Source organism: Streptomyces sp. NPDC030798, from assembly GCF_055572275.1.
Genome location: NZ_JBVIDR010000014.1, coordinates 161,343 through 182,401, shown reverse-complemented (window position 1 = coordinate 182,401; position 21,059 = coordinate 161,343). Strand labels below are relative to the sequence as shown.

General features: G+C 72.2%; 17 protein-coding genes. 9 read left to right on the top strand and 8 right to left on the bottom strand.

The genetic code is table 11. From position 1 onward, the window contains the following. The first annotated feature begins 49 nt into the window (after positions 1-49). Genes ACZ404_RS29220 through ACZ404_RS29185 form a run of 8 tightly spaced genes read left to right on the top strand, consistent with a single transcriptional unit; the run spans position 50 to position 8,646 of the window. On the top strand, positions 50-1,216 hold the full coding sequence (locus ACZ404_RS29220; RefSeq protein WP_468444971.1) for a hypothetical protein: 1,167 nt from the start codon (positions 50-52) through the stop codon (positions 1,214-1,216). Further along, complete coding sequence (locus tag ACZ404_RS29215; protein ID WP_468444969.1) at positions 1,213-1,983, top strand: WecB/TagA/CpsF family glycosyltransferase; 771 nt, start codon at positions 1,213-1,215, stop codon at positions 1,981-1,983. Before ACZ404_RS29220 ends, ACZ404_RS29215 begins: the two co-directional genes overlap by 4 nt. Beyond that, positions 1,983-3,242: a nucleotide sugar dehydrogenase gene (locus tag ACZ404_RS29210; protein WP_468444967.1), complete on the top strand. Its 1,260-nt coding sequence runs from the start codon at positions 1,983-1,985 to the stop codon at positions 3,240-3,242. Before ACZ404_RS29215 ends, ACZ404_RS29210 begins: the two co-directional genes overlap by 1 nt. Before the next feature lie 3 nt (positions 3,243-3,245). Then, a complete protein-coding gene (gene wecB, locus ACZ404_RS29205; protein ID WP_468444965.1) occupies positions 3,246-4,361 on the top strand; it encodes a non-hydrolyzing UDP-N-acetylglucosamine 2-epimerase in 1,116 nt (371 codons plus the stop codon). A gap of 51 nt (positions 4,362-4,412) precedes the next feature. Continuing rightward, positions 4,413-5,330 carry a Wzz/FepE/Etk N-terminal domain-containing protein gene (locus tag ACZ404_RS29200; RefSeq protein ID WP_468444963.1) on the top strand — a complete coding sequence of 306 codons (918 nt, stop codon included), beginning with the start codon at positions 4,413-4,415 and terminating at the stop codon, positions 5,328-5,330. Further along, positions 5,293-6,789: an oligosaccharide flippase family protein gene (locus ACZ404_RS29195; protein ID WP_468444961.1), complete on the top strand. Its 1,497-nt coding sequence runs from the start codon at positions 5,293-5,295 to the stop codon at positions 6,787-6,789. The genes ACZ404_RS29200 and ACZ404_RS29195 overlap by 38 nt, the downstream gene beginning before the upstream one ends. Continuing rightward, positions 6,786-7,835, top strand: a complete 1,050-nt coding sequence (locus tag ACZ404_RS29190; protein WP_468444959.1) for a hypothetical protein — start codon at positions 6,786-6,788, stop codon at positions 7,833-7,835. Before ACZ404_RS29195 ends, ACZ404_RS29190 begins: the two co-directional genes overlap by 4 nt. A gap of 19 nt (positions 7,836-7,854) precedes the next feature. Beyond that, positions 7,855-8,646: a glycosyltransferase family 2 protein gene (locus ACZ404_RS29185; RefSeq protein ID WP_468444957.1), complete on the top strand. Its 792-nt coding sequence runs from the start codon at positions 7,855-7,857 to the stop codon at positions 8,644-8,646. A gap of 6 nt (positions 8,647-8,652) precedes the next feature. On the opposite strand, the gene ACZ404_RS29180 is transcribed toward ACZ404_RS29185, so the two are convergent. Beyond that, positions 8,653-9,552: a glycosyltransferase family 2 protein gene (locus tag ACZ404_RS29180; RefSeq protein WP_468444955.1), complete on the bottom strand. Its 900-nt coding sequence runs from the start codon at positions 9,550-9,552 to the stop codon at positions 8,653-8,655. Beyond that, positions 9,549-11,561, bottom strand: a complete 2,013-nt coding sequence (locus ACZ404_RS29175; RefSeq protein ID WP_468444953.1) for an O-antigen ligase family protein — start codon at positions 11,559-11,561, stop codon at positions 9,549-9,551. The genes ACZ404_RS29180 and ACZ404_RS29175 overlap by 4 nt, the downstream gene beginning before the upstream one ends. Before the next feature lie 74 nt (positions 11,562-11,635). Here ACZ404_RS29175 and ACZ404_RS29170 point away from each other — a divergent pair, with 74 nt between their 5' ends. Next, the gene (locus tag ACZ404_RS29170) at positions 11,636-12,298 is read left to right on the top strand and encodes a hypothetical protein (protein WP_468444951.1); all 663 of its coding nucleotides are present in this window, start codon (positions 11,636-11,638) and stop codon (positions 12,296-12,298) included. 17 nt (positions 12,299-12,315) lie between these two features. Here the strand turns inward: ACZ404_RS29170 and ACZ404_RS29165 are convergent, their stop codons facing one another. The 6 genes from ACZ404_RS29165 to ACZ404_RS29140 form a co-directional block, all read right to left on the bottom strand. Further along, positions 12,316-13,362 carry a glycosyltransferase family 2 protein gene (locus tag ACZ404_RS29165; RefSeq protein ID WP_468444949.1) on the bottom strand — a complete coding sequence of 349 codons (1,047 nt, stop codon included), beginning with the start codon at positions 13,360-13,362 and terminating at the stop codon, positions 12,316-12,318. 75 nt (positions 13,363-13,437) lie between these two features. Next, positions 13,438-16,980: a DUF4082 domain-containing protein gene (locus tag ACZ404_RS29160; protein WP_468444947.1), complete on the bottom strand. Its 3,543-nt coding sequence runs from the start codon at positions 16,978-16,980 to the stop codon at positions 13,438-13,440. Between the two features lie 140 nt (positions 16,981-17,120). Then, positions 17,121-18,239: a DegT/DnrJ/EryC1/StrS family aminotransferase gene (locus ACZ404_RS29155; RefSeq protein WP_468444946.1), complete on the bottom strand. Its 1,119-nt coding sequence runs from the start codon at positions 18,237-18,239 to the stop codon at positions 17,121-17,123. Continuing rightward, positions 18,236-18,925: an acetyltransferase gene (locus ACZ404_RS29150; protein ID WP_468444945.1), complete on the bottom strand. Its 690-nt coding sequence runs from the start codon at positions 18,923-18,925 to the stop codon at positions 18,236-18,238. Before ACZ404_RS29150 ends, ACZ404_RS29155 begins: the two co-directional genes overlap by 4 nt. Then, positions 18,922-20,061, bottom strand: a complete 1,140-nt coding sequence (locus tag ACZ404_RS29145; protein ID WP_468444943.1) for a DegT/DnrJ/EryC1/StrS family aminotransferase — start codon at positions 20,059-20,061, stop codon at positions 18,922-18,924. The genes ACZ404_RS29150 and ACZ404_RS29145 overlap by 4 nt, the downstream gene beginning before the upstream one ends. Then, entirely contained in the window at positions 20,058-21,050 is a 993-nt protein-coding gene (locus ACZ404_RS29140) for an NAD-dependent epimerase/dehydratase family protein (protein WP_468444941.1), read from the bottom strand. Before ACZ404_RS29140 ends, ACZ404_RS29145 begins: the two co-directional genes overlap by 4 nt. Positions 21,051-21,059: the final 9 nt, after the last annotated feature.

Genomic DNA, 21,059 nt, shown 5'->3' with positions numbered 1-21,059 from the left:
ACGAGTCCGCGTTACCGAGGACCCAATGGGGGGTTGGTGTGCCCACACGATGACCATCACACGTCTGGCGGCGCTCGGTCGTGAGGAGCCGCCGCTGCTCGCGCTCGCCCAACGGCTGCTCACGGTCGCCGAGTCGGGATTGCCGTCGATGCTGCTCCCGGGCGGCGAGGCCTTCGCCTTCACCCTGGCCGGACGGCAGGCCCCGGACGGTTCCTGGTCCCTGGAGCGGCGCGGGACCAGCACCCGGTACGCGGCCATCACCGCGCTGGGCGTCCGGTTCCTGCCCGAGGACCGCCAGCGCGCGGTGCTCGCGGGCCGCAGCGCCGAGGAGTTCACCGGACTGCTGGTCGAGTCGCTGCCCGCGGTGACCAACCTCGGTGACGCGGCGCTCATCGCATGGGCCGCCGCCGAGACCGGGCACCCGAAGCTGTCCGACGTCCTCGCGCGGGTCGGGGAACTGGACGAGGAGGGCCGGCCGCAGTACACCGTCGAGGCGGCGTGGGTGCTCTCCGCCCTCGCGGCGGCGCGCGGCACGGTCGATGTGGAGAGACGTTTCTCCGCAGCTCGGGATCGTCTGCTGCGGGCCCGGATCGGGGACAGCCCGCTGTTCCCGCACGCCACCGGGCCCGGCCTGCTGCCCTGGTACCGCGCCCATGTGAGCTGCTTCGCCGACCAGACGTACCCGCTGCAGGCCCTGGCCCGCGCGCACGCGAGCGGCGACGGCGATCCGGAGGCGCTGGCCGCGGCGGAGGCCTGCGCGGCGCGCATCTGCGCCCTGCAGGGCGACGGCGGGCAGTGGTGGTGGCACTACGACGCGCGCACCGGTGGTGTCGTGGAGGGCTACCCGGTCTACAGCGTCCACCAGCACGCGATGGCGCCGACCGCCCTGTTCGACCTCGCCGACGCCGGCGGCACCGACTTCGGCGCGGCGGTCCGCAGGGGACTGCGCTGGATGACGGACGTGCCCGAACTGGCCGTCCGCCCGGAGAAGCGGGAGCCGATGATCCTCGACGACCTCGGCGTCACCTGGCGCAAGGTCCACCGGGGCGACCCGAAGAAGGCCGTGCGCGCCGCCCGGGGACTGGGGGCCCGGGTCTCGCCGAGGCTGCGGCTGTCGTCCCTGGACCGGGTGTACCGCCCGGTCTTCGTGGACCGCGAATGCCGGCCGTACGAGTTCGGCTGGATGCTCCACGCCTGGCAGGGGGGCCGGATATGAGAGGGCGTCAGTCCTTGTTCGGGGTCGAAGTCGACCCGCTGACCATGGACGAGACCGTGCAGCGCTGCCTGGAGGCGGTGCGGGAGGGCAGCCGGCTGGAGATCGGCGTGGTCAACGCCGCGAAGCTGGTGAACATGCGGCGGGACCCCCGGCTGGCCCGCGCGGTGTCCGGCTGCGATCTGGTCCTCGCCGACGGCCAGGCCGTGGTCTGGGCCGGCCGGTTACTGCGCGCCCCGCTGCCGGAACGGGTCGCGGGCATCGACCTGTTCCTGCGGCTGCTGGCCGAGGCGGAGTCGGCGGGCATCTCCGTGTACTTCCTCGGCGCGAGGCAGGAGGTGCTGGAGGAGATGCTGCGCCGGGTGGCGGGCCGCTTCCCCGCCCTGAAGGTGGCCGGAAGCCGCAACGGCTACTTCGACGACTCCGAGCAGGAGGCCATAGCGGACGCCGTCGCCCGCAGCGGCGCCCAGATGCTGTTCCTCGGCATGACCTCGCCGAAGAAGGAGGTCTTCACCGCCGCCCACGGCGCACGCACCGGCGCCCGCGTCGTGCACGGCGTCGGCGGCTCCTTCGACATCCTGGCCGGCGTCACCAAGCGGGCCCCGGAGTCCTGGCAGCGGCGGGGCCTGGAATGGCTCTACCGCGCGCTGCAGGAGCCGCGCCGGCTGGGCCGGCGCTATCTCACCACCAATGCTGCCTTCGCCCTCATGACGGCGCGCGAGTTCATCCGGCTCACCCCGTCGCCCGCTCCCGCGAACAGGAGTCACTGATGCGCGTCGTCGTGGTCGGACAGGGATACGTCGGCCTGCCCCTGGCCATCCGGGCCGCCGAGGTCGGACACGAGGTGATCGGCTACGACGTCGACTCCCGGCGGATCAAGAGCCTGGCCGCCGGTGAGTCCTTCGTCGAGGACGTCTCCTCCGAGCGGATCCGCGCGGCGCTGGACGCCCGCACCTACCGCCCGAGCGATTCGGCCCGGGACTGCGGCGGTTTCGACGTCGCCGTGGTGACCGTCCCGACCCCGTTGCACGAGGGCACGCCCGACCTGCGCTACATCAAGGAGTCGGCGGTCGCCCTCGCCCGCTATCTGCGCCCCGGCGCCACCGTCGTGCTGGAGTCGACCACCTATCCCGGCACCACCCAGGAGCTGTTCGCCCCGATCCTGGAGGACGGCTCGGGCCTCACCGCGGGCACCGACTTCCACCTCGGCTACAGCCCCGAGCGGATCGACCCCGGGAACGCGGTCTGGGGCTTCGAGCAGACTCCGAAAGTCGTCTCCGGCGTCAACGCCGCCTCCCTGAAGGCCGTTCAGGACTTCTACGGGCAACTCGTCGACACCACCGTGCCGGTGAGCTCGCCCAAGGAGGCCGAGCTGGCCAAGCTGCTGGAGAACACCTTCCGCCACGTGAACATCGCGCTGGTCAACGAGATCGCGATGTTCGCCCACCACCTGGACATCGACGTCTGGCAGGCGATCGACGCCGCATCCACCAAGCCCTTCGGGTTCATGAAGTTCACGCCCGGGCCGGGCGTCGGCGGCCACTGCCTGCCGATCGACCCCTCGTACCTGTCCTGGCGGGTGCAGCGCGAACTCGGCCAGAGCTTCCGGTTCGTGGAACTGGCCAACGACATCAACAACCACATGCCCGAGTACGTGACGCGCCGGATCAGCGACCTGTTCAACGAAAGACGCCGTTCCGTGAACGGCTCGCGCATCCTGCTGCTGGGCCTGGCCTACAAGAAGAACACCGGCGACGCCCGCGAGTCGCCCGCCCTGCGCATCTCCCAGCTCCTGCTCGACATGGGGGCCCAGGTCAGGGCGGCGGACCCGCACGTGGTGGAGAGCCTGCCGGTGGACACCCGGCTGGTGCGGGTCGACCTGACGACCGAGGAGCTGTCGGCCGCCGACGTGGTGGTGCTGCTCACCGATCACGACGGCTTCGACTACGAACTCGTCGCCGCACACGCGCCGTTCGTGCTCGACTGCCGCCGCCGGCTGCCGTCCGGACCGACGATCGAGGTGCTCTGAGCCATGCCACGCATCGTCTGCGTCGCCGGGGCGCGCCCCAACTACATGAAGATCAAACCGGTGATGGACGCCCTGGAGCGCCGGGGCGCCGAGGTGGTCCTGGTCCACACCGGCCAGCACTACGACCCGGCCATGAACGACGTGTTCTTCGCCGACCTCGGCATCCGGCCGCCCGACCGCTTCCTCGGGGTCGGCTCCGGCACGCACGCCGAGCAGACCGGACGCGTGATGACCGCGTTCGAGCCGCTCCTGGACGAGGTGTCCCCGGACATCGTCGTCGTGGTCGGCGACATCAACTCCACGCTGGCCTGTGCCCTGGTCACCGCCAAGGCAGGGCCGTTGCTGGCGCATGTCGAGGCCGGCCTGCGCAGCCGCGACTGGAGCATGCCGGAGGAGGTCAACCGGGTCGCCACCGACCGCGTCAGCGACTACCTGCTGGCCCCCTCCCCCGACGCCGCCGAGAACCTGCGCGCGGAGGGGTACCGGGAGGACCAGATCCACCTGGTCGGCAACGTCATGATCGACACGCTGCTGGCCAATCTGGAGCGGGCCCGCGCCTGTGACGTCCTCGCCCGGTACGGCCTGTCCCGGGGCGGGTACGGCCTGGTCACCCTGCACCGCCCCGCCAACGTGGACGACCCCGGGGTGCTCGCCGGGCTGCTGAAGGCCCTCGGCGAGATCGCCGGCCACTGCCCGCTGCTGCTTCCCGTGCACCCGCGGGCGGCCGGACGGCTGGCCGAGATCGGTGTGCCCGGCGGCATCCGGCTCGTGCCGCCCGCCGGATACCTGGACTTCATCGCCCTGCAGGACGCCGCGCGCCTCGTGCTGACCGATTCCGGTGGCATCCAGGAGGAGACCACCGCGCTGGGCGTGCCCTGCGTGACCCTGCGGGACAACACCGAACGGCCCGTCACCGTCGAGGAGGGCACCAATGTGCTGGCCGGACGGGACCCGGCGCGGATCGTGTCCACCGTGCACCGGGTGCTGGAGCATCCGCCCGCGCCGCGCCGGCCCGGACTGTGGGACGGCCACGCGAGCGACCGTATCGCCGACGTCCTGCTGGAGGGAGGGACCGCGGGCACCCGGCCGAGACCCACCGCACAAGCGTTCACCATATGATCCGCATGCCACATATGCTCGTCGAACGTCGGGTCGCGAGGGGGAACCACCATGGATCTCGCTGAGATCTTCCGGGTCATGCGCAGGCGCTGGTACGTCCTGCTGCCCGGGCTGCTGCTGACCGCCGCCCTGACGGCCGCCGTGGCCCTGACGGTTCCGGTCACCTACCAGTCGCAGAGCACGGTGGTCCTCCTCAACTCCCAGAAGGCGACCGTCGCTTACGACGGCAACCCGTTCCTCAGCACCCAGACCTCGCTCACCGGCATGGCCGACAGCCTGGCCCGCAACCTCAACTCCGACGTCTCCGTCCGGGAGCTGAAGTCCCGTGGCGCGACGGGCACGTTCGAGGCCAAGCTCGCCGACAACGCGCAGGGTCCGCTGATGTGGCTCACTGTCACCGGCTCCGACAGGTCCGCCGTCCTGGCCTCGGACAAGATCCTGACCGCCTACGCCAAGGACCGGCTGGACCAGTTCCAGAAGCAGCAGTCGGTCGCCCCCAAGGCCATGATCCGCATGACGACGATCGTGCCGCCGCAGAATCCGGTCGCGCAGACCAAGACCCGGCTGGAGTACCTGGTCATGGCCGGCGTCCTGGGCCTGGTGCTGAGCCTGGTCGCCGTCTTCTACGTGGAGGCGCGCCGCCGGTCGCGCACCCCGGGCTCACCGGAGGAGCCCGCACAGCGGCTCCCCGTCCCCGAGCCCGCTGCCGGGGAACAGGCCGCGAAGCGGGACGAGGAACGGGACGAGGAACGGGCTGCGAAGCCGGTTTCGGGGCCGGTCCCGGAACCGGTCGCGGAACAGACGATGGCCCTGCGGCCGCCGCCCAGTTGGTCGCGGTCCGCCGAGAACAGGCGCGCCGCCGAGCCGGGGGCGGGGCGGCCCGTCATGGCCGTGGCGCCCGCCGCCGAGCCGCTCGACGAGGAGTCGACTCATGGACAGCGTTCGCACACCGGACAGCGAGACCGCTGAGCCGAGCGACACCCCCGCTCCCCCCGCCCCCGCGTCCCTCGGCCGGAAGGTCCGTTCCGCGGCGCGCTGGAGCCTGATCAACACCGTGGTCATGCGCCTCGGCAACTTCGCCACCGGCATCCTGCTGGCGCGCCTGGCCCTCGGACCGGCGCAGTGGGGTGTCTACGGCATCGCCCAGACGGTGCTTCTGGTGCTGCTCTCCGCGAACGAACTGGGCGTCAGCCTGGCCATCGTCCGCTGGGACGGCGACCCCCGGCGCTTCGCGCCGACCGTCCTGACCCTGGCCACCGCCACCAGCGGCCTGCTCTACGCCGCCCTCTTCTGTGCGGCGCCGACGGTGGCCGGCCTGCTCGATGCGCCCGATGCCTCGGGCGTGCTGCGGGTGATGTGCCTGTGCCTGGTGATCGACGGGGTGGCCCAGGTGCCCGCCGGTTTCCTCACCCGGGAGTTCGCCCAGGGCAGGCGGATGGTCATCGACGCGCTCAACTTCGTGCTCAGCACCTCGGTGACGCTGGTGCTGGCGTTCGCCGGCTGGGGCGCGATGAGCTTCGCCTGGGGCGCGGTGGCCGGGAACGTCGCGGCCCTCGCCGGGTGCGCCCTGGCCGCCCCCGGCACCCTGCGGTTCGGCTGGGATTCCGAACAGGCGCGTGCGCTGCTGCGGTTCGGGCTCCCCCTGGCCGGTGCGAGCCTGCTCGCCCTCGCCGTCGTCAACGTCGACACCATGGTCGTCGGCTCGACGCTGGGCGGAGTCTCGCTCGGCTTCTACGTCCTGGCGTTCAACATGTCGGGCTGGCCGGTGCGGATCATCTCCGAGGCGGCCCGCCGCGTCTCCTTCGCCGGCTTCTCCCGCCTCGCCGACTCCCCGCAGGCCCTCGCCCAGGGCTTCAGCCGCGCCCTGGGGGTGCTGGTGACGGGCACGGTGCCGCTGTGCGTGCTGCTCGGCGGCCTCGCCGGCCCGGTCGTGCACCTGGTGTACGGCGGCAAGTGGCTGCCGGCCGCCGACGCGCTCCCCTGGCTGATGGCCCTGGGGCTGGTCCGCATCGGCTGCGAACTCGCCTACGACTGCCTGGTCGCCACGGGGCAGCGCCGCTCCCTCATCCTCGTCCAGGCCCTGTGGGTGGTCGCCCTGGTACCGGTCCTCGTCGTCGGGGCCCGTCTGGGCGGCATCGTGGGGGTCTCCCAGGGCCATGTGCTGGTCGCCGCGGGTCTCGTCGTCCCCGCCTTCCTCTACGCCCTCGGCCGGGCCGGGATCGGCCTCGCCCATGTCGCCCGGGCCTGCGCCTGGCCGTTCCTCGGCGGCGCGGTGATGACCCTGGTGGTCCTCGCCGCGAAGCGGCTCCTGGGCGACGGCACGCTCGCGCTGTCCGGCATCGGCGCCGCCGCGCTGGCCTGCTACGTGGTGTGCGTCCTGCCGAGCCGCTCGTTCCTGCTCGGCTCCCGGGCGCCGGAGGCCGCGTGAGGAGGCTCCGCCGGCTGCTCGCCGGCCTGGCCCTGCTGCTGACCGCCGCCTGTTCCGCCGGTTCGGGTGGTTCCTCCGGCTCCGGGGGCGCCGGCCCCACACCGCCCTCGCACGGCTCCACCGCACCTGCCCGGCCCACGACGCCGCCCGCGCAGAGCTCCACCCCGCCCCCGAGCGGCTCCACCTCACCCGCGGCCCCCGGCCCCTCCCCCGGTACGGCTCGCGCCACCCCCTCCGCGCCCCGGGAAGCCGGTTTCCCCGACGCCCGCACCACCGGCCCCCGCATCCCGCTCGAGCCGCACGCCACCGGCAACATGAGCGTCAAGGCCGACGGGACGGTCATCCGGGGCTGGGACATCACCGGCTCGCTCGACATCTACGCGAACAATGTGACGATCATCGACTCCAGGATCACGTCCACCAACTGGTGGGGAGTCAACCTGCGCCCCGGTCACACCGGACTCCGCATCCTCCACACCACGATCACCGCCGTCCCCGGCAAGGGCCCCGACAACGGCGGTGTCGACTACGCCGTGTCCAACATGGGCACCAGCCCGGTCGAGGTCGGCTGGTGCGACGTCTCCGTCTTCGGCAACGCCCTGTCCATGGGCCAGGGGTACATCCACGACACCTACGTCCACGGCCTCGTCCCCTTCCGCAACGCCGGCGGGGAGTGGCAGCACACCGACGCGGTGATCAGCGGCGGCGGCAACAAGGGCCGGCTGGTCATCCGCCACAACACCCTGCTCAACCCCGTCGCCGTCGACCGGGGGGCTTCCGCGAGCATCGGCCTGTTCTCCGACACCGGCACCGTCAGCAACACCGTGATCGACGGGAACCTGCTGGCCGGCGGAGCGTACGCCCTCTACGGGGGTGGCACGGGCGCCACCGGCATCACGGTCACGGACAACGTCTTCTCCACCCGGTACCACCGCAATTCCGGCGTATACGGAGCCGTCACCGCCTGGAACGAGGGCTCCGGGAACGTCTGGCGCGGCAACCGGTTCTCCGACGGCACCCCGATCAGCCCCGCGCCGGCCGGCTGAGGAAGAGGTTCTACGGATCATGCGACGCATCGCCCGCGCCCCCTGGGAGCTGTTGAAGCACGCCTTCGGCTGGCTCGTCCTGTTCGAACTGCGCAACAAGGTGCTGTTGCTGCCCTCCGCGCTGCGGCTGCGCCGCTTCGAGACCGCCGAGGTCCGCCGCCTCGCGGCTGCCGCCGCCGTGCCGCCCGCCGCGCTCGTCGCCACGGTCATCGCCACCCACCGCCGGCCCGAGGAGCTGCGGGCGGCCGTCCGCTCGGCTCTGGCGCAGACCGTGCGCGATCAGGTGGTCGTCGTGGTCGACGACGGCGCCGGGCTTCCCGAACTGCCGGAGGATCCACGGCTGTTCGCCGTCTCCCTGGCCCGGAACACCGGCGTGGCCGGCGTCGTGCGCAATGTCGGTGTCCGGCTCACCCGGTCGCGGTACGTGGCGTTCCTGGACGACGACAACCTGTGGGAGCCCGACCACCTGGAACGGGCGTTGGCGGTCCTGGAGGAACCCCAGGGGCCCGACGGCGTCTACACGGCGCTGCGCCGCGTGCTGCCGGACGGGACGGAACGGGACGTGCTGTCCGTGCCCTTCGACCGGCGCCGGGCCGCCCGCGAGTCCTTCCTGGACACCAACGCGTTCGTCGCCCGGCGCACCGGGTCGCTGCACTTCAGCCGTCTGCGGCGGACCCCGGAGGTGCTGCCGCGCGAGGACTGGGAGCTGGTGCACCGCTACAGCCGCCGCCACACCGTGCGCCACGTACCGCACGCCACGGTGCGGTACCTGGTGAACCCCGGGAGCTTCTACACGACGTGGTCCGGCTGAGCGGACTCAGGGCCCTGGCGCGGCCCGCAGCGCGCCCGGCCTGAGCAGGGCGCCCGCCGCCGCGCGGCTGGCCTTCCTGCCGAGCGCGGCCCGCGACGCCTCGCGCAGGAAGACGGCGCCCCGGAAGCAGGCGGTGGCGGCGGCCCCGTGGCGGCGGCCGTACAGGCGTACGCGGTTGAGCGTGAGCAGGGTCCACAGCCGGGGCGAGACCTGCGAGTCGCCCCCGAGGTGGACGGCCTCGGCGGCCGGCTCCAGCCGCGTGACGTGTCCGAGGTCCCGGGCGCGCAGGCAGTACTCGGTCTCCTCCGAGTAGAGGAAGAAGGACTCGTCCCACCGGCCGCAGGCGGCCAGGCAGTCGGCCGAGATCGCCATGAGCGCTCCGGTCGCCCAGTCGGCGCGCGTGGGCCGCCGATAGGCGTCGGGGTCGGTGACCAGCTCGCTCAGGGCGGGGAAGCGCCCGGCGCGGCGGTTGCCGATGACGGCCTCGCCGAGGGCCCGGAGCACGCTCGACTCGCGGCGCAGCGAGTAGTGGGGCGTGTCCCGGCCCTCTTCGTACAGCAGGGGTACGGCGATCCCGACGCCGTCGCCGAGGCTGTCGACGAGGCGCTTGGCGCAGCCCTGCCGCATGCGGATGTCGGGATTGCAGATCAGCACGGCCTCGTGATCGCCGGCCGCGGCCAGGGCGGCGTTGACCCCGGCGGCGTACCCGGCGTTGCGGCCGGTCTGGACGACGGTGGCGGCGGGGGCCAGTGTCCTCAGGACGTCGACGGTGTCGTCGGCGGAGTCGTTGTCGGCGACGACGAGCCGCCAGTCGAGGCCGGCCATGCCCTCCGGCAGCGCGGCGAGGAACCCGGGCAGCACCGAGGCGCTGTTCCAGGTGACGACGAGGACGGCGACGGTGCTCAACGGGACTCCACGAGGTCGGGAAGCCGGGCTTCGGAGGCGGTGGGGGGATCCGGGACGGCCGCGGGGGCCGCGTCGCGCCGGAGGAGGCCGAGGTAGCTGCCCCCCGCCCCCAGCAGCAGGAAGAACAGGCCGGCGAACATCGGGAAGCTGAGGGAGTCGAAGGTGGCGCTGATGACCAGCGCGACCAGCGACGAGGCGAAGAACGCCTGCCCCAGTTCCCGGTCGGCCTCGGTACGGGCCAGCCGCCGCACGGCGCCGCCCTGATGGATGCCGGTGACGAACAGGACCAGCAGGGCGACCAGCCCGAGCGCGCCCATCTCGGCCAGGCCCAGCATGTACTGGTTGTCCGTGAAGAAGTACAGGTCGGGTGTGAAGGTGCCGAAGCCCCGCCCGAACAGCGGATGCTCCTTCAGATAGGGCACGATCGCGCTGTACTTGACGGTACGGGCCTGGGTGCTGCTGTCGGAGTTGGACAGGAACGAGGCGAACAGGCCGGTGATCGTGCCGATCAGCCCGGGGACGAGCACCTTGAACACGGCCACCGAGGCCGTCATCACGCCGATCGCGGCCCAGCGCCGGGCCGGTTTCCAGCGCGGCACCATCACGAGGGCCACCAGCAGCAGGCCGATGATCGAGGTCCGCGACACGGACAGGGGCAGCGCACCGGCGATGAGCACCACCGGGCCCCAGCGGCGCGGCGCGGAGAGGTGCCGGCGCACCGGGTCGAAGGCCTGCTGCACCGCGAAGGGCAGGAGGATCGCCAGCATGCCGGCGAACTCCAGCGGCTGGGCCGTGGTGGCCCGGGGCCGGGTGAAGGCGCCGCGGTCCATGACGGACACCTGGGCCACGCTGGTCTGCAGCCCGGGGATGTGGATGGAGTCGGCGATGTTGGTGGCCGCGAAGAAGTCGTAGAAGCCGATCGCGGCGACGACGGACCCCATGACGACCATCCGGCGCATCAGTACGTCCAGCCGGCCGCGTTCCTGCACCCCCGCCGAGGTCAGGACGACCAGCGACACCCACACCAGGAACCCGATGAGCCCGCGATCGGCGCCGAGGACCTCCTCGTGGGAGCTCTCGCGCATCGCGTCCGAGACGTACGCCGCCAGGACGGCCAGCCCGAGCACGCACAGTGCGACCCTGACGAGCCGGGTCCCCGGTGCGGGCAGGATGCGGCCGCCGAGCCAGGTCGCGAGGTACCACAACAGGCCGAGCAGGGCGAAGACGTTGGCGGGGGTGCCGACGCCGCCGAGCGCGGGCAGGGCCAGGTTCGAGGGGATGAAGAAGGCGAGCACCAGGTAGACGGTGAGGATCGCGGTGGCGTCGACCCTCCGGGTCAGCGGGCCCGCCCCGACCCGCTTCGGGGCGCGGGTCCGCCGCGGCCCTGCGGCGCGCTGCCGGCGGCGGACGACGGCCACGCCCTCCATCAGGATCGACAGCAGGAAGGCGCTGACGACGCCCAGGATGACGACGGCCGCGATGTCCTGGTAGCGGTTCTTCGACTTGGCGACCGGGGTCTGCGGCAGGACGACGGGCGCCGTCTGCACGAAGTACGCGGGCGGGACCTTCGCGGCGGCCTGCAGGGCGCTGAGCTGTTCGCCTGCGAAGGTGGTCAGGGTGTTGGTCTCCTCGAGCACCTTCGCCCGGTCGGTGCCGGTGACGCTGAGCACGAGCAGCGGGCTGTCGCTGGCCGGCGCGAATCCGGCCGTGTACGCGTCCGTGACGCCCCGGCCGCGCAACTCCTTGGCGGCGTCGCTGGATTCGAGGGTTCTGATCAGCACGTCGGCGGTGACGATGAGCGAACCGCCCGCGTTGGAGATGGGGTTGCCGAAGGTGGGGGCCAGCCGGGCGACGGCCGAGGAGTCCAGCAGCGCGACCGAGCTCTGCGACTGGTACGAGACGGGGACGGTCGCGTACAGATAGCCGCCGCCGAGCAGGCTGAGCACGGTGAAAGGCACCATGAAGTACCAACGCCTGCGCAGAATCGCCCATATCTCACCGAGGCTCATGAGCCGTCCCCCCGTCGTTCGGTGGCATCCCGCCGTGCCTCCTGCCAGTATCGGCAGGGACGGAAGGAACTCACATGTCGCCCGGGAACGTCGCCGACGCGCTGCTGCGCCGCTGGTACGTCGTGGTGCTCGCGCTGCTGCTGACGGCCGCCGGGGCGTACCACGTGGTGCGTCCCGCCCCGCAGTTCACCGGCTCGGCGGTGGTCGTCCTCAAGCCGCCGGTGACGCAGAACCAGCCCAACCAGCTGACCAATCTGCAGCCGCCGCTGGCCGTGGTGTCCTACGCGGTCGTCCAGCAGCTGCAGTCCCCGGCGGGCGCCGCGGAGCTGACGGCGGCGGGCGTGCGGGGCACCTACCACCTCGTCCCGCGCAACAGCGGCACCAGCGCGACGCCCCGCTATCTGATCCCGTCCCTGCAGGTGCAGTCGCAGGCGTCCGGGCCCGACGCGGCCGTGACGGCGGTGCGCCGCATCATCGACGTCTACGCCCGGCACGTGGAGGCGCTGCAGACGGCGCAGGGCGTCCCGGCCGAGGCGCGGATCACCGCCTCCGTGCTGACCTCCCCGAGCGTCGCCGAGGTGCGGGGCAACAAGAGCCGGGGCCTGGCGGGGACGGCCCTGCTGGGCCTCGCGGCCGGCGTGCTGGGCGCGCTGTGGCTCGACCGGTACGCGATGAGCCGCCGCAAGGCCCCTCCGGGCCGCCGCCGGCTCGCCGGCCCGGTGCCCGTGGCCGACTGAGCCGAACCGGTGCCGCATCAGATGCCCCGGCGCTTCCAGGACTCCCACCACAGCCGCTCCCGCCCGCGTTCGGCGACGGCCGACCAGATCAGCGGCTGCAGATAGGGCATGGCCTTCGGGCCGATCCGTCTGCGCAGCCGCAGCGCGCGGTACTCGGGCAGCGCCTCGTATCCCGGCAGGCACTGTGCGGCGAAGGCCACGCAGTCGTCGACCGGCACGACGTCGGTGCGCCCCCGGTCGTAGGCCCGGTAGGCCCGGCGCAGTGCGTAGCGGGCGAGCCGGGTGTGGACCTGCTCGGCCAGACGGTCGGCGTGGGGCAGCCGGTCGGCGCACTTGACGAGCACGGAGTCGAACGCGACGAGACGCTGGCGCAGGTCGTCGAGCTGGCCGCCGAAGTCGGTCGTGGACATGTTCTGGCCGTGCACGCGGTAGTAGGCCTGGTCGGCGCCGCGGACGTAGCCGACGTCGGCGTGGGCGGCGAGCCGCATCCACATCTCGATGTCGCCGGCGTGCGGCAGGGCCGGGTCGTAGCCGCCGACCGTGCGCTGGAGGCTGGTGCGGACGACGACCTCCGGCGAGGTGATGCAGCCGGTGCCCTCGCGGAAGCGGCGCTCCAGCCACCACGGCCCGGGATACACGACCGAGCCGGTGCTGTGCGTGCGGGCCGGGGGCAGCGGGCCGCCGTGCTGGAAGCGCAGGGGGCGCCCGTAGGCGAAGCCCGCCTCCGGGTGGGCGTCCAGGAGCGCCGCGGCCCGCACCAGCGCGCCCGGGACCAGCCGGTCGTCGGCGGAGAGCAGGGCGACGTAGTCGCCGTCGGCCCATTCCAGCAGGCCCTCGTTGTAGGTCGCGATGTGGCCCATGTTGGTGTCGTGGACGCGGACCTCGATGCGCGGGTCGGCGGCGGCCAGCTTGTGCGCGGTCTCCGCCGAGTCGTCGGGCGAGGCGTCGTCGATGATGAGTACCCGGACGTCAACGCCGTCCTGCTCGTCCAGGACGCTGCTCACGCAGTCGGCGAGGAAATGGCCGTACTTGTAGCACGGGATCACAACACTGACGGTGCTCATCGATGAAGGAAGCCAATCCCCGGTGGTGGTCCGTGCCGGGCGCGGCGCGGACCACCACCGGTGGGTTCTGGTCGGTCAGTTCTTGTTCTTCTTGCGGACGGTCTTGCTGGTCAGGGTCCAGCTGCGGGACTTCACCGTGTGGTGGTGCCTGTCCCGGGCCGTGACCGTGACCCTGAACCGTGTGCCGTCCGGCAGCGGGGCCGACAGATGGACGGACACCTTGTGGGTGGCCCGGTCGTAGGAGGTGACGGCCGTGACGTGGAGTTTCCTCGCGCCGGCCGCCCTGGACCCCGGCAGGATCGTCACGGTCGCCTTGACCGCCGCCGGCTCGGCCGTGGCGGGCAGGGTGGTGACGAGGGGGCTGTTCACGTCGGCGGTGTGGGTCACCGAGGACGTGTTCTCCTCCGAGGCACCGGCCGTCGACAGCATCGCGCTCGGGTCGTCGGCGGTGAAGACGGGGCCGACCCAGTAGTTCGCGGACCCGTAGGAACCGCTCGGGAAGGCCGGGGCGGTGCCGTACCGGTAGAGCCCGTTGTGGTGCGTAGTGGTGTCGGCGGTGGCGGTCAGCGGATACGACTGGTGGGCCGCCGTGAAGTAGCCCCCGTCCACCGCGTAGTTGCCGTTCGGCGCGTGGTAGGAGACGACGTACGGGGTGTCCGCCGAGATGGCCACCGGAGTGGCGAAGGTCAGCTGCTGCCAGCCGGAGGCCGTCTCGTTGGTGAAGGTGCCGCTGGCGAGCAGCGTGCCGCTGTCGGACCACAGGCTGCCGGTGTGGGTGCCGGTGTTGCCGGTGCCCTTGTAGAACGTGACTCCCGTGACCCAGCCGCTCGTCGAGGACGTGAACCGGGTGCCCAGCTCGACGGAGTTGGTGTCGCCGGTCATGTCGGTCGTGGCCGGCACGGCCGAGGAGGGCCACAGCGTGCAGGGGCAGGTGACCGCGGGCGGGGTGGAACTGGTGGTGAAGGACCAGGTCACCGGGTCCGCCATGGCGTTGCCCCACACGTCGGAGGCCTTGACGGAGACGGTGTACGTGGTGTGCAGCTCCAGCTCCGTCGACGGGGTGAACGTCGCCTTGTTCGACGCGGGGAGCGTGACGGACCCCGGCACGGTGGTGCCGTCGGGGTCCTTGACGGTGAACGTCAGGCTGTCGGGGTCGACGGCCGCGCTGAACGTGGCCGACACCGGTGCCGTGATCGACGCGCCGGTCGCGCCGGACGTCGGGGAGGTCGAGGTGACGGTGGGCGGGGTGGTGCTGGCCGCCGAGGTGTCCAGCACCACGTCGACCCAGTAGTTGCTGCCGGAGGACTGCGAGGACGGGAAGGCGCTGGTCGAGCCGTAGTGATAGACGCCGTTGCCGCCGTCGGTGCCGGACTTCAGTGCCGTGAGCGGCGCGAGGCCCGCGTCGCTGTCGGTGAAGTAGCCGCCGTCGTAGGAGTATCCGCCGTTGGGGGCGAAGTACGAGGCGACATAGGTGGTGTTGGCCTTGACGCTCACCGGGGTGGCGAAGTTCAGCTGCTGCCAGCCGGACGCCGTCTCGCCGGTGAAGGTGCCGGTGGCCAGGCGGGTGCCGGAGGCGCTCCACAGGCTGCCGGTGTGGGTGCCGGTGTTCGCGGGCGACTTGTAGAAGCGCACACCGGTGATCGAACCGGCCACCGTGGTGCGGAACTTGACGCCCAGCTCCACCGAGCTGCCGTCGCCGCCGTTGACGGTGCCGGGCACGGCCGAGGCCGGCCAGATGGTGCAGGGGCAGGCCTGGGGGCCGACGGTCACCGGGACGGTGGTGACGGCGCCGATGTTGACGCTGTCGTCGACCGCGCGGACCTTGAGGGACGCCGCGCCCGGGGTCGTCGGGGTCCAGCTGTAGGTCCAGGAGGTGAGGCCGGTGGCGGCGTTCCAGGTCTTGCCGCCGTCCGTGGACACCTCGACGCGGGCCACCACGCCGCCGGAGTCGGTGGCGGTGCCCTTGATGGTGACCGGCTTCAGCGCCGGGACGGTGATCCCGGAGGCCGGGCTGGTCACGCTGACGGCCGGGCCGGTGGTGTCGGTGGAGGCCGTGGCGGAGGTGAGGTTGCTCTGCAGGGTCTGCGGCTGGACGCCCATGTCGGCGAGGATGTTCACGGTCGCCTGCTGCATCCGGGAGTCCTCGGTGACCACGGTGTCATCGGGGTTGTACGTCGGGATGTTGGTCAGGCCCCACGACCACTGGACGGTCCCCGCCCCGAACACCAGGGCCCCGGAGTCCTGGTCGCGGAACTCGACCAGATGGTGCGTGGCGGTGCCGTTGCCGTAGACGTTGCCCCAGTCCATGCGGAGCTTGCCGTCGTTGATGTCCACCGTCGTGGAGGACACGTCGATCGCCCCGGCGGGCCGGGTGCTGTTGTCGAGGTCGCTGTCCCACTCGTAGCCGAGGGTGCCCGTCGGGAAGGTGGCGGTCTGGCCCGAGGTGAGGTTCGCGATGGAGGTGCCCCGCCAGATCCGGTTCTTGCCGTACGAGCCGGGGACGGTGATGGCGTCGCTGCGGTAGCCGTTCACCTGGAACATGGAGCCGGTGAGGATGTTCGGCGGCTGGTAGTCCTGACCGTACTGGGTGCTGGTGGGGTCCATCCAGGTGCCGGTCCAGACGCCGCTGGGGTCGGCGATGCCGTTGTTCTGCGCCATCTTGGTCATCTTGTAGCAGACCAGGGTGCGGTCGGCCGTGCTCGTGCCGTCGATGCTCGGCGCGAGCCGGGTCTTCCAGAAGACCTCGTTGCCGCTGAAGAAGGCCTCCCGCACGCCTGCCTTCCGGGCCGCGAGGACATGGGAGTACTGGCTCTGCGTCCAGTACTCGTCATGGCCGGAGGACAGGTACACCTTGTGCTTCTCCAGCAGGGTGGCGCCGTTCGCCGACGACACGTCCACGCCCGACGTGTAGCTGACGTCGTAGCCGTTGCGCTCCAGCCAGGACAGCATCATGTACTCGGAGCCGTAGATGCCGTTGTCGCCGCCGATGTCCAGCGGACGGTTGTAGCTGACCTCGTAGGCGCGTCCGTCGGGCGCGGGCCCGGCACCGCCGTAGAGGTCCTGGCCGCCGTAGTCGTTGTAGGCCTGCCAGGTCTGGTCGCTGGTCTGCACGACGACGTCGGAGGTGCTGGAGTCCTTGCGGACGACGAACGGGTACGGCATCAGGCCGTCGCCGTCATTCTGGGTGAGGTTCGCGATGTACAGACCGGACACGGCGTCGCTGGGCACCGTCCAGGTCGCGGTCACGGGCCAGTTGCCGCAGTCGACCAGGCCCGTCGCGCTCTTGGTGGTGCAGCCGGCGGGCTTGGTGCCGTAGTTGGCCGGATAGGTCACGGCCGCCTGGGCCGCGGTCGACATCTCACGGGCGCCGTCGCCGCCGTACCAGCCGAGGCGGTAGATCTCGATGTGGTAGGGGACCTTCGACTGGACCTTGAACTGGACGGTGTCACCGGCCTGGACGCTCTCCTTGGTGGAGAAGCCCTTGATGTCACCGTAGGCGTTCGGCGAGAACCAGTCGGACTTGGGGCTGCCCGGCTTGGAGTTCTCGCAGACGATGGGGTTCGAACCCGCCCCGCACGGATCGGATGCCGCCCGGGCGGGCACGGCCGCCGGGAGCACCGCCCATATCAATGCTGCTACGACGGCGAGGCGGCCGCCTCGGATCCGTCTGCTCCATCTTTTCATGTGTACCTCTCAGCGGTGCTGTGCAGGCCCGGCCCGTGCGGTCGGGGTGGAGCGGTGGGACTGTGGGGCGCCGGTCAGCCGCGCAGCGCGTGGACGAGGGCGTCCACGACGCGCTGCTGCCGGCCGGGGGTGATCTGCGGGTAGAGCGGAAGCGACAGGATCCGGTCCGCCGCCTTCTCGGCGTGCGGGAAGTCGCCCGGGGAGTACCCGAGATGGCGGTAGGCCGGGGTGAGGTGGACCGGAGTGGGATAGTGCACCCCGGCGCCGATGCCCTCGGCGCCCAGCTTGCCGACGACGGCGTCGCGGTCGGCGTCGGTGACCTGGATGACGTACAGATGCCACACGTGGGTGTTGCCGGCCGCGGTCGTCGGGAGGACGACCCGCCCGGCGGCGGCCAGGTCGGCGAGCAGCGCGTCGTAGCGGGCGGCGGCCGCGCGCCGGGCCGCGTTGCCGTCCGCCAGCCGCGCCAGCTTGGCCCGCAGGACGACGGCCTGCAGTCCGTCCAGGCGGCTGTTGAACCCGGGTACGTCGTGGCGGTACTTGGCGGTGCCGCCGTGGTTCGCGATCGCGCGTACGAGGCCGGCGAGTTCCTCGTCGTCGGTCAGCACCGCGCCCGCGTCGCCGTAGGCACCCAGGTTCTTGCCCGGGTAGAAGCTGGTGGCCGCGATGCCGCCGCTGCCCGGCGTCCGGCCGTCGCGGGTCGCGCCCTGGCACTGCGCGGCGTCCTCGACGAGGCGTACGCGCTCGGGGAGCTGGGCGGCCAGCGCGGTCACGTCGGCCATCTGGCCGTAGAGGTGTACGGGTACGACCGCACGGGTGGCGGGGCCGACCGCGTCCAGTGCGGCCCGGGGGTCGAGCAGGTAGGTGTCGGGCAGGCAGTCGGCGAGGACCGGCCGCGCGCCGATGCGGGCGACCGCGCCCGCGGTGGCGATGAAGGTGTTCGCGGGCAGCACGACCTCGTCACCGGGCCCGACCCCGCTCGCCCGCAGGGCGAGTTCGACGGCGTCGGTGCCGTTGGCGACGCCCACGCAGTGCGCGACCCCGCCGAAATCCGCGTACTCCCGCTCGAAGAGGCGGACCTCCTCGCCCCCGATGAACGCCGTCCCGGCCAGCACCCGTTCAAATCCGGCCCGTACCTCGTCGGCGACCTCCTCGTGAGCCGCCTTCAGGTCCACCAGCGGAATCTGGTTCATGTGACGGGTCCCCCCATGGTTGGTGTCACCAGTTCGTCCAGCGCCGGGGCGGCCGCCTCGCGCAGCCGCCGGGCCGGGCTTCCCGCCCAGACCTCGCCCGGCGGCACATCGCCGAGCACGATGCTCCCCATTCCGGTCAGCGACCAGGCGCCGACCGTCGTGCCCTCCCTGACCAGGGCCCCGGAGCCCAGATAGGCGCCCCGCTCCACCCGTACTCCGCCGCCCAGGCGGACGCCGGCGGCGAGTGTGGCGAAGTCCTCGACCACGTCGTCGTGGGTGAGGACGACGTGCGGCATCACGGCGACGTGCGCGCCCACCCGTACGGCCGCGGTCAGGGCGCAGTGCGCGAGCAGCACCGAGCCCGGGCCGACCTCGGACGTCTGCGACACGGCCGCGGTCGGGTGGATCACGGTGGCGTAGCGGTCCGCGGGCAGGGCGAGCCGGCGGACCAGGCGGGCGCGGGCCGCGTAGTCGCGGGGGTTGCCCACGCAGATCACCACCCGGACGCCGGGCATCCGGTGGGCCAGGTCGCAGCCGCCCAGGACGGGCACACCGTCCACCTCGGTGCCGTGCAGCGCGGGGTTGTCGTCGAGGTGCCCGAGCACCTTCGACTCCCCCGCGTCCCGCACGGCCTGGACGGTCTCCCGGGCGAAGCCGCCCGCGCCGATGACCACGAGTTCGTTCATGCACGGGCCTGTTCGCGCAGGACGGCCACGACGCGGTCCTGCTGGGCCTCGGTCATTGTGTGGAACAGGGGCAGGATCAGCGAGTCGCGGCTGATCCGCTCGGTGACCGGCAGCGGCGCGCCGGGGTGGCCCGCGTAGGCCGGTTCGAGGTGGGCGGCCATGATCCCGCGCCGGGCGGAGACGCCGGCCTCGGCGAGCGCGGCCAGCAGATCGTCCCGGCCGACGGGGAAGTCCTGGTCCAGCAGCACCCAGTAGGACTGGAAGTTGCTCTGCCCGTGTGCGGGGTCGCGTACGGGGGTGAGGCCGGGGACGCCCCCGAGCAGTGCGTCGTAGCGCGCCGCCAGCTCGCGGCGGCGGGCGATCATCGTGTCGAGCCTGCCGAGCTGGACCAGGCCGACGGCGGCCTGGACGTCGGTCATCCGGTAGTTGAAGCCGACCTCCAAGTAGCTCTCCAGCACCGGCCTGTCGCTCGCGTGGCGCTCGGCCGCCGAGGCGTTCATGCCGTGCTCGCGCAGCCGGCGCAGGCGCGCCGCCCAGTCGGCGTCGTCGGTGGTGATCATGCCGCCCTCACCCGTGGTGACGACCTTGCGCGGGTGGAACGACCAGGCGGCGATCAGCGCGCCGTGCCCCACGGGCTTGCCGCCGACCGTCGAACCGATGGCGCAGGCCGCGTCCTCGACCAGCGGCAGGTCCCAGTCGGCGCACACGGCGCGCAGGGCGTGCACATCGGCCGGTACGCCGCCCTGGTGGACGGCGAGGACGGCCTTGGTGCGCGGGGTGCGCACCGCGTCCACGGTGGCCGGCGTCAGGTTGCCGGTGGCGAGGTCGACGTCGGCGAACACCGGCTCGGCGCCGACGTAACGGACGGCGTTGGCGGTGGCGATGAACGACAGCGAGGGCACCACGACCTCGTCGCCGGGGCCCAGCCCGAGCGCGACGAGGGAGAGATGCAGGGCGGTGGTGCACGAGCTGACGGCGATGCCGTGCTCGGCGCCCACCCGCTCGGCGAAGGCGCGCTCGAAGGCGGCGACGCGGGGCCCCTGGGCGACCCAGCCGGAGAGCACGGCGTCGGAGGCGGCGCGGGCCTCCTCCTCGCCGAGCCAGGGGATCATCACCGGGATGCGGTCGGTGCTCACTTCGCCGCCTCCCGCTCCGCGCGCCACCACTCCACCAGGTCCCGGAGTCCCGTCCGCAGGTCGATCCGCGCCGTGAAGCCGAGCCGTTCGGCGGCCCGCGAGGTGTCCGCGAGGCGCCGGGTCACGCCGTTGACGGTGCGGGCGGGTCCGTGCACCGGCTCCAGGCCCGTCGCCCCCATCGCCTCCAGCAGGCCGTCGGCGAGCTCCTTCAGCGAGGTCTCCGTGCCGCTCGCGATGTTGAACACCTCGTCGGTGAGGTCCGACTCGGCGGCCAGGACGTTGGCGCGGGCGATGTCGCGGACGTCGACGAAGTCCATGGTCTGCGTGCCGTCCCCGAGGATCAGCGGCGGCTCGCCCGCCTCGATGCGCTCCATCCAGCGGATCAGCACCTCGGTGTAGAGGCCGTGGATGTCCATCCGGGGGCCGTAGACGTTGAAGTAGCGCAGGGCCACGTAGTCCAGCCCGTACATGGCGTGGAAGCTGCGCAGCATCGCCTCGTTGAAGGCCTTCGCGGCGCCGTAGAAGGTGTCGTTGTTGTACGGGTGGTGGCGCTCGGTCGTCGGGAAGGTCTCGGCCAGGCCGTACACGGACGCCGAGGAGGAGGCGATCACCTTCGCGACCCCGGCCTCGGCCGCCGCCTCCAGCACGTTGAAGGTGCCGTCGACCAGGACCTCGTTGGCCAGCCGGGGCTCCTCCGCGCACTGGGTGATGCGGATCGCGGCCAGGTGGAACACCAGGTCGGCGCCCTCGGTGACCTTCCGTACGGTGCCGGTGTCCCGGATGTCGCCCTCGACGACCTCCACCACGCCGCTCGGCAGAGCCTGGGCGAGGTTGGCCCGCCGTCCGCGCACGAAGTTGTCGAGGACGACGATCTCCCGGGCGCCGCCCTCGGCCAGGAGGTCGACGAGGTGGGAGCCGATGGTGCCCGCTCCCCCGGTGACCAGGATCTTCTTGCCGCGTACGCTGCTCAACTGCTGTGCCTTTCCCATGGATTGACC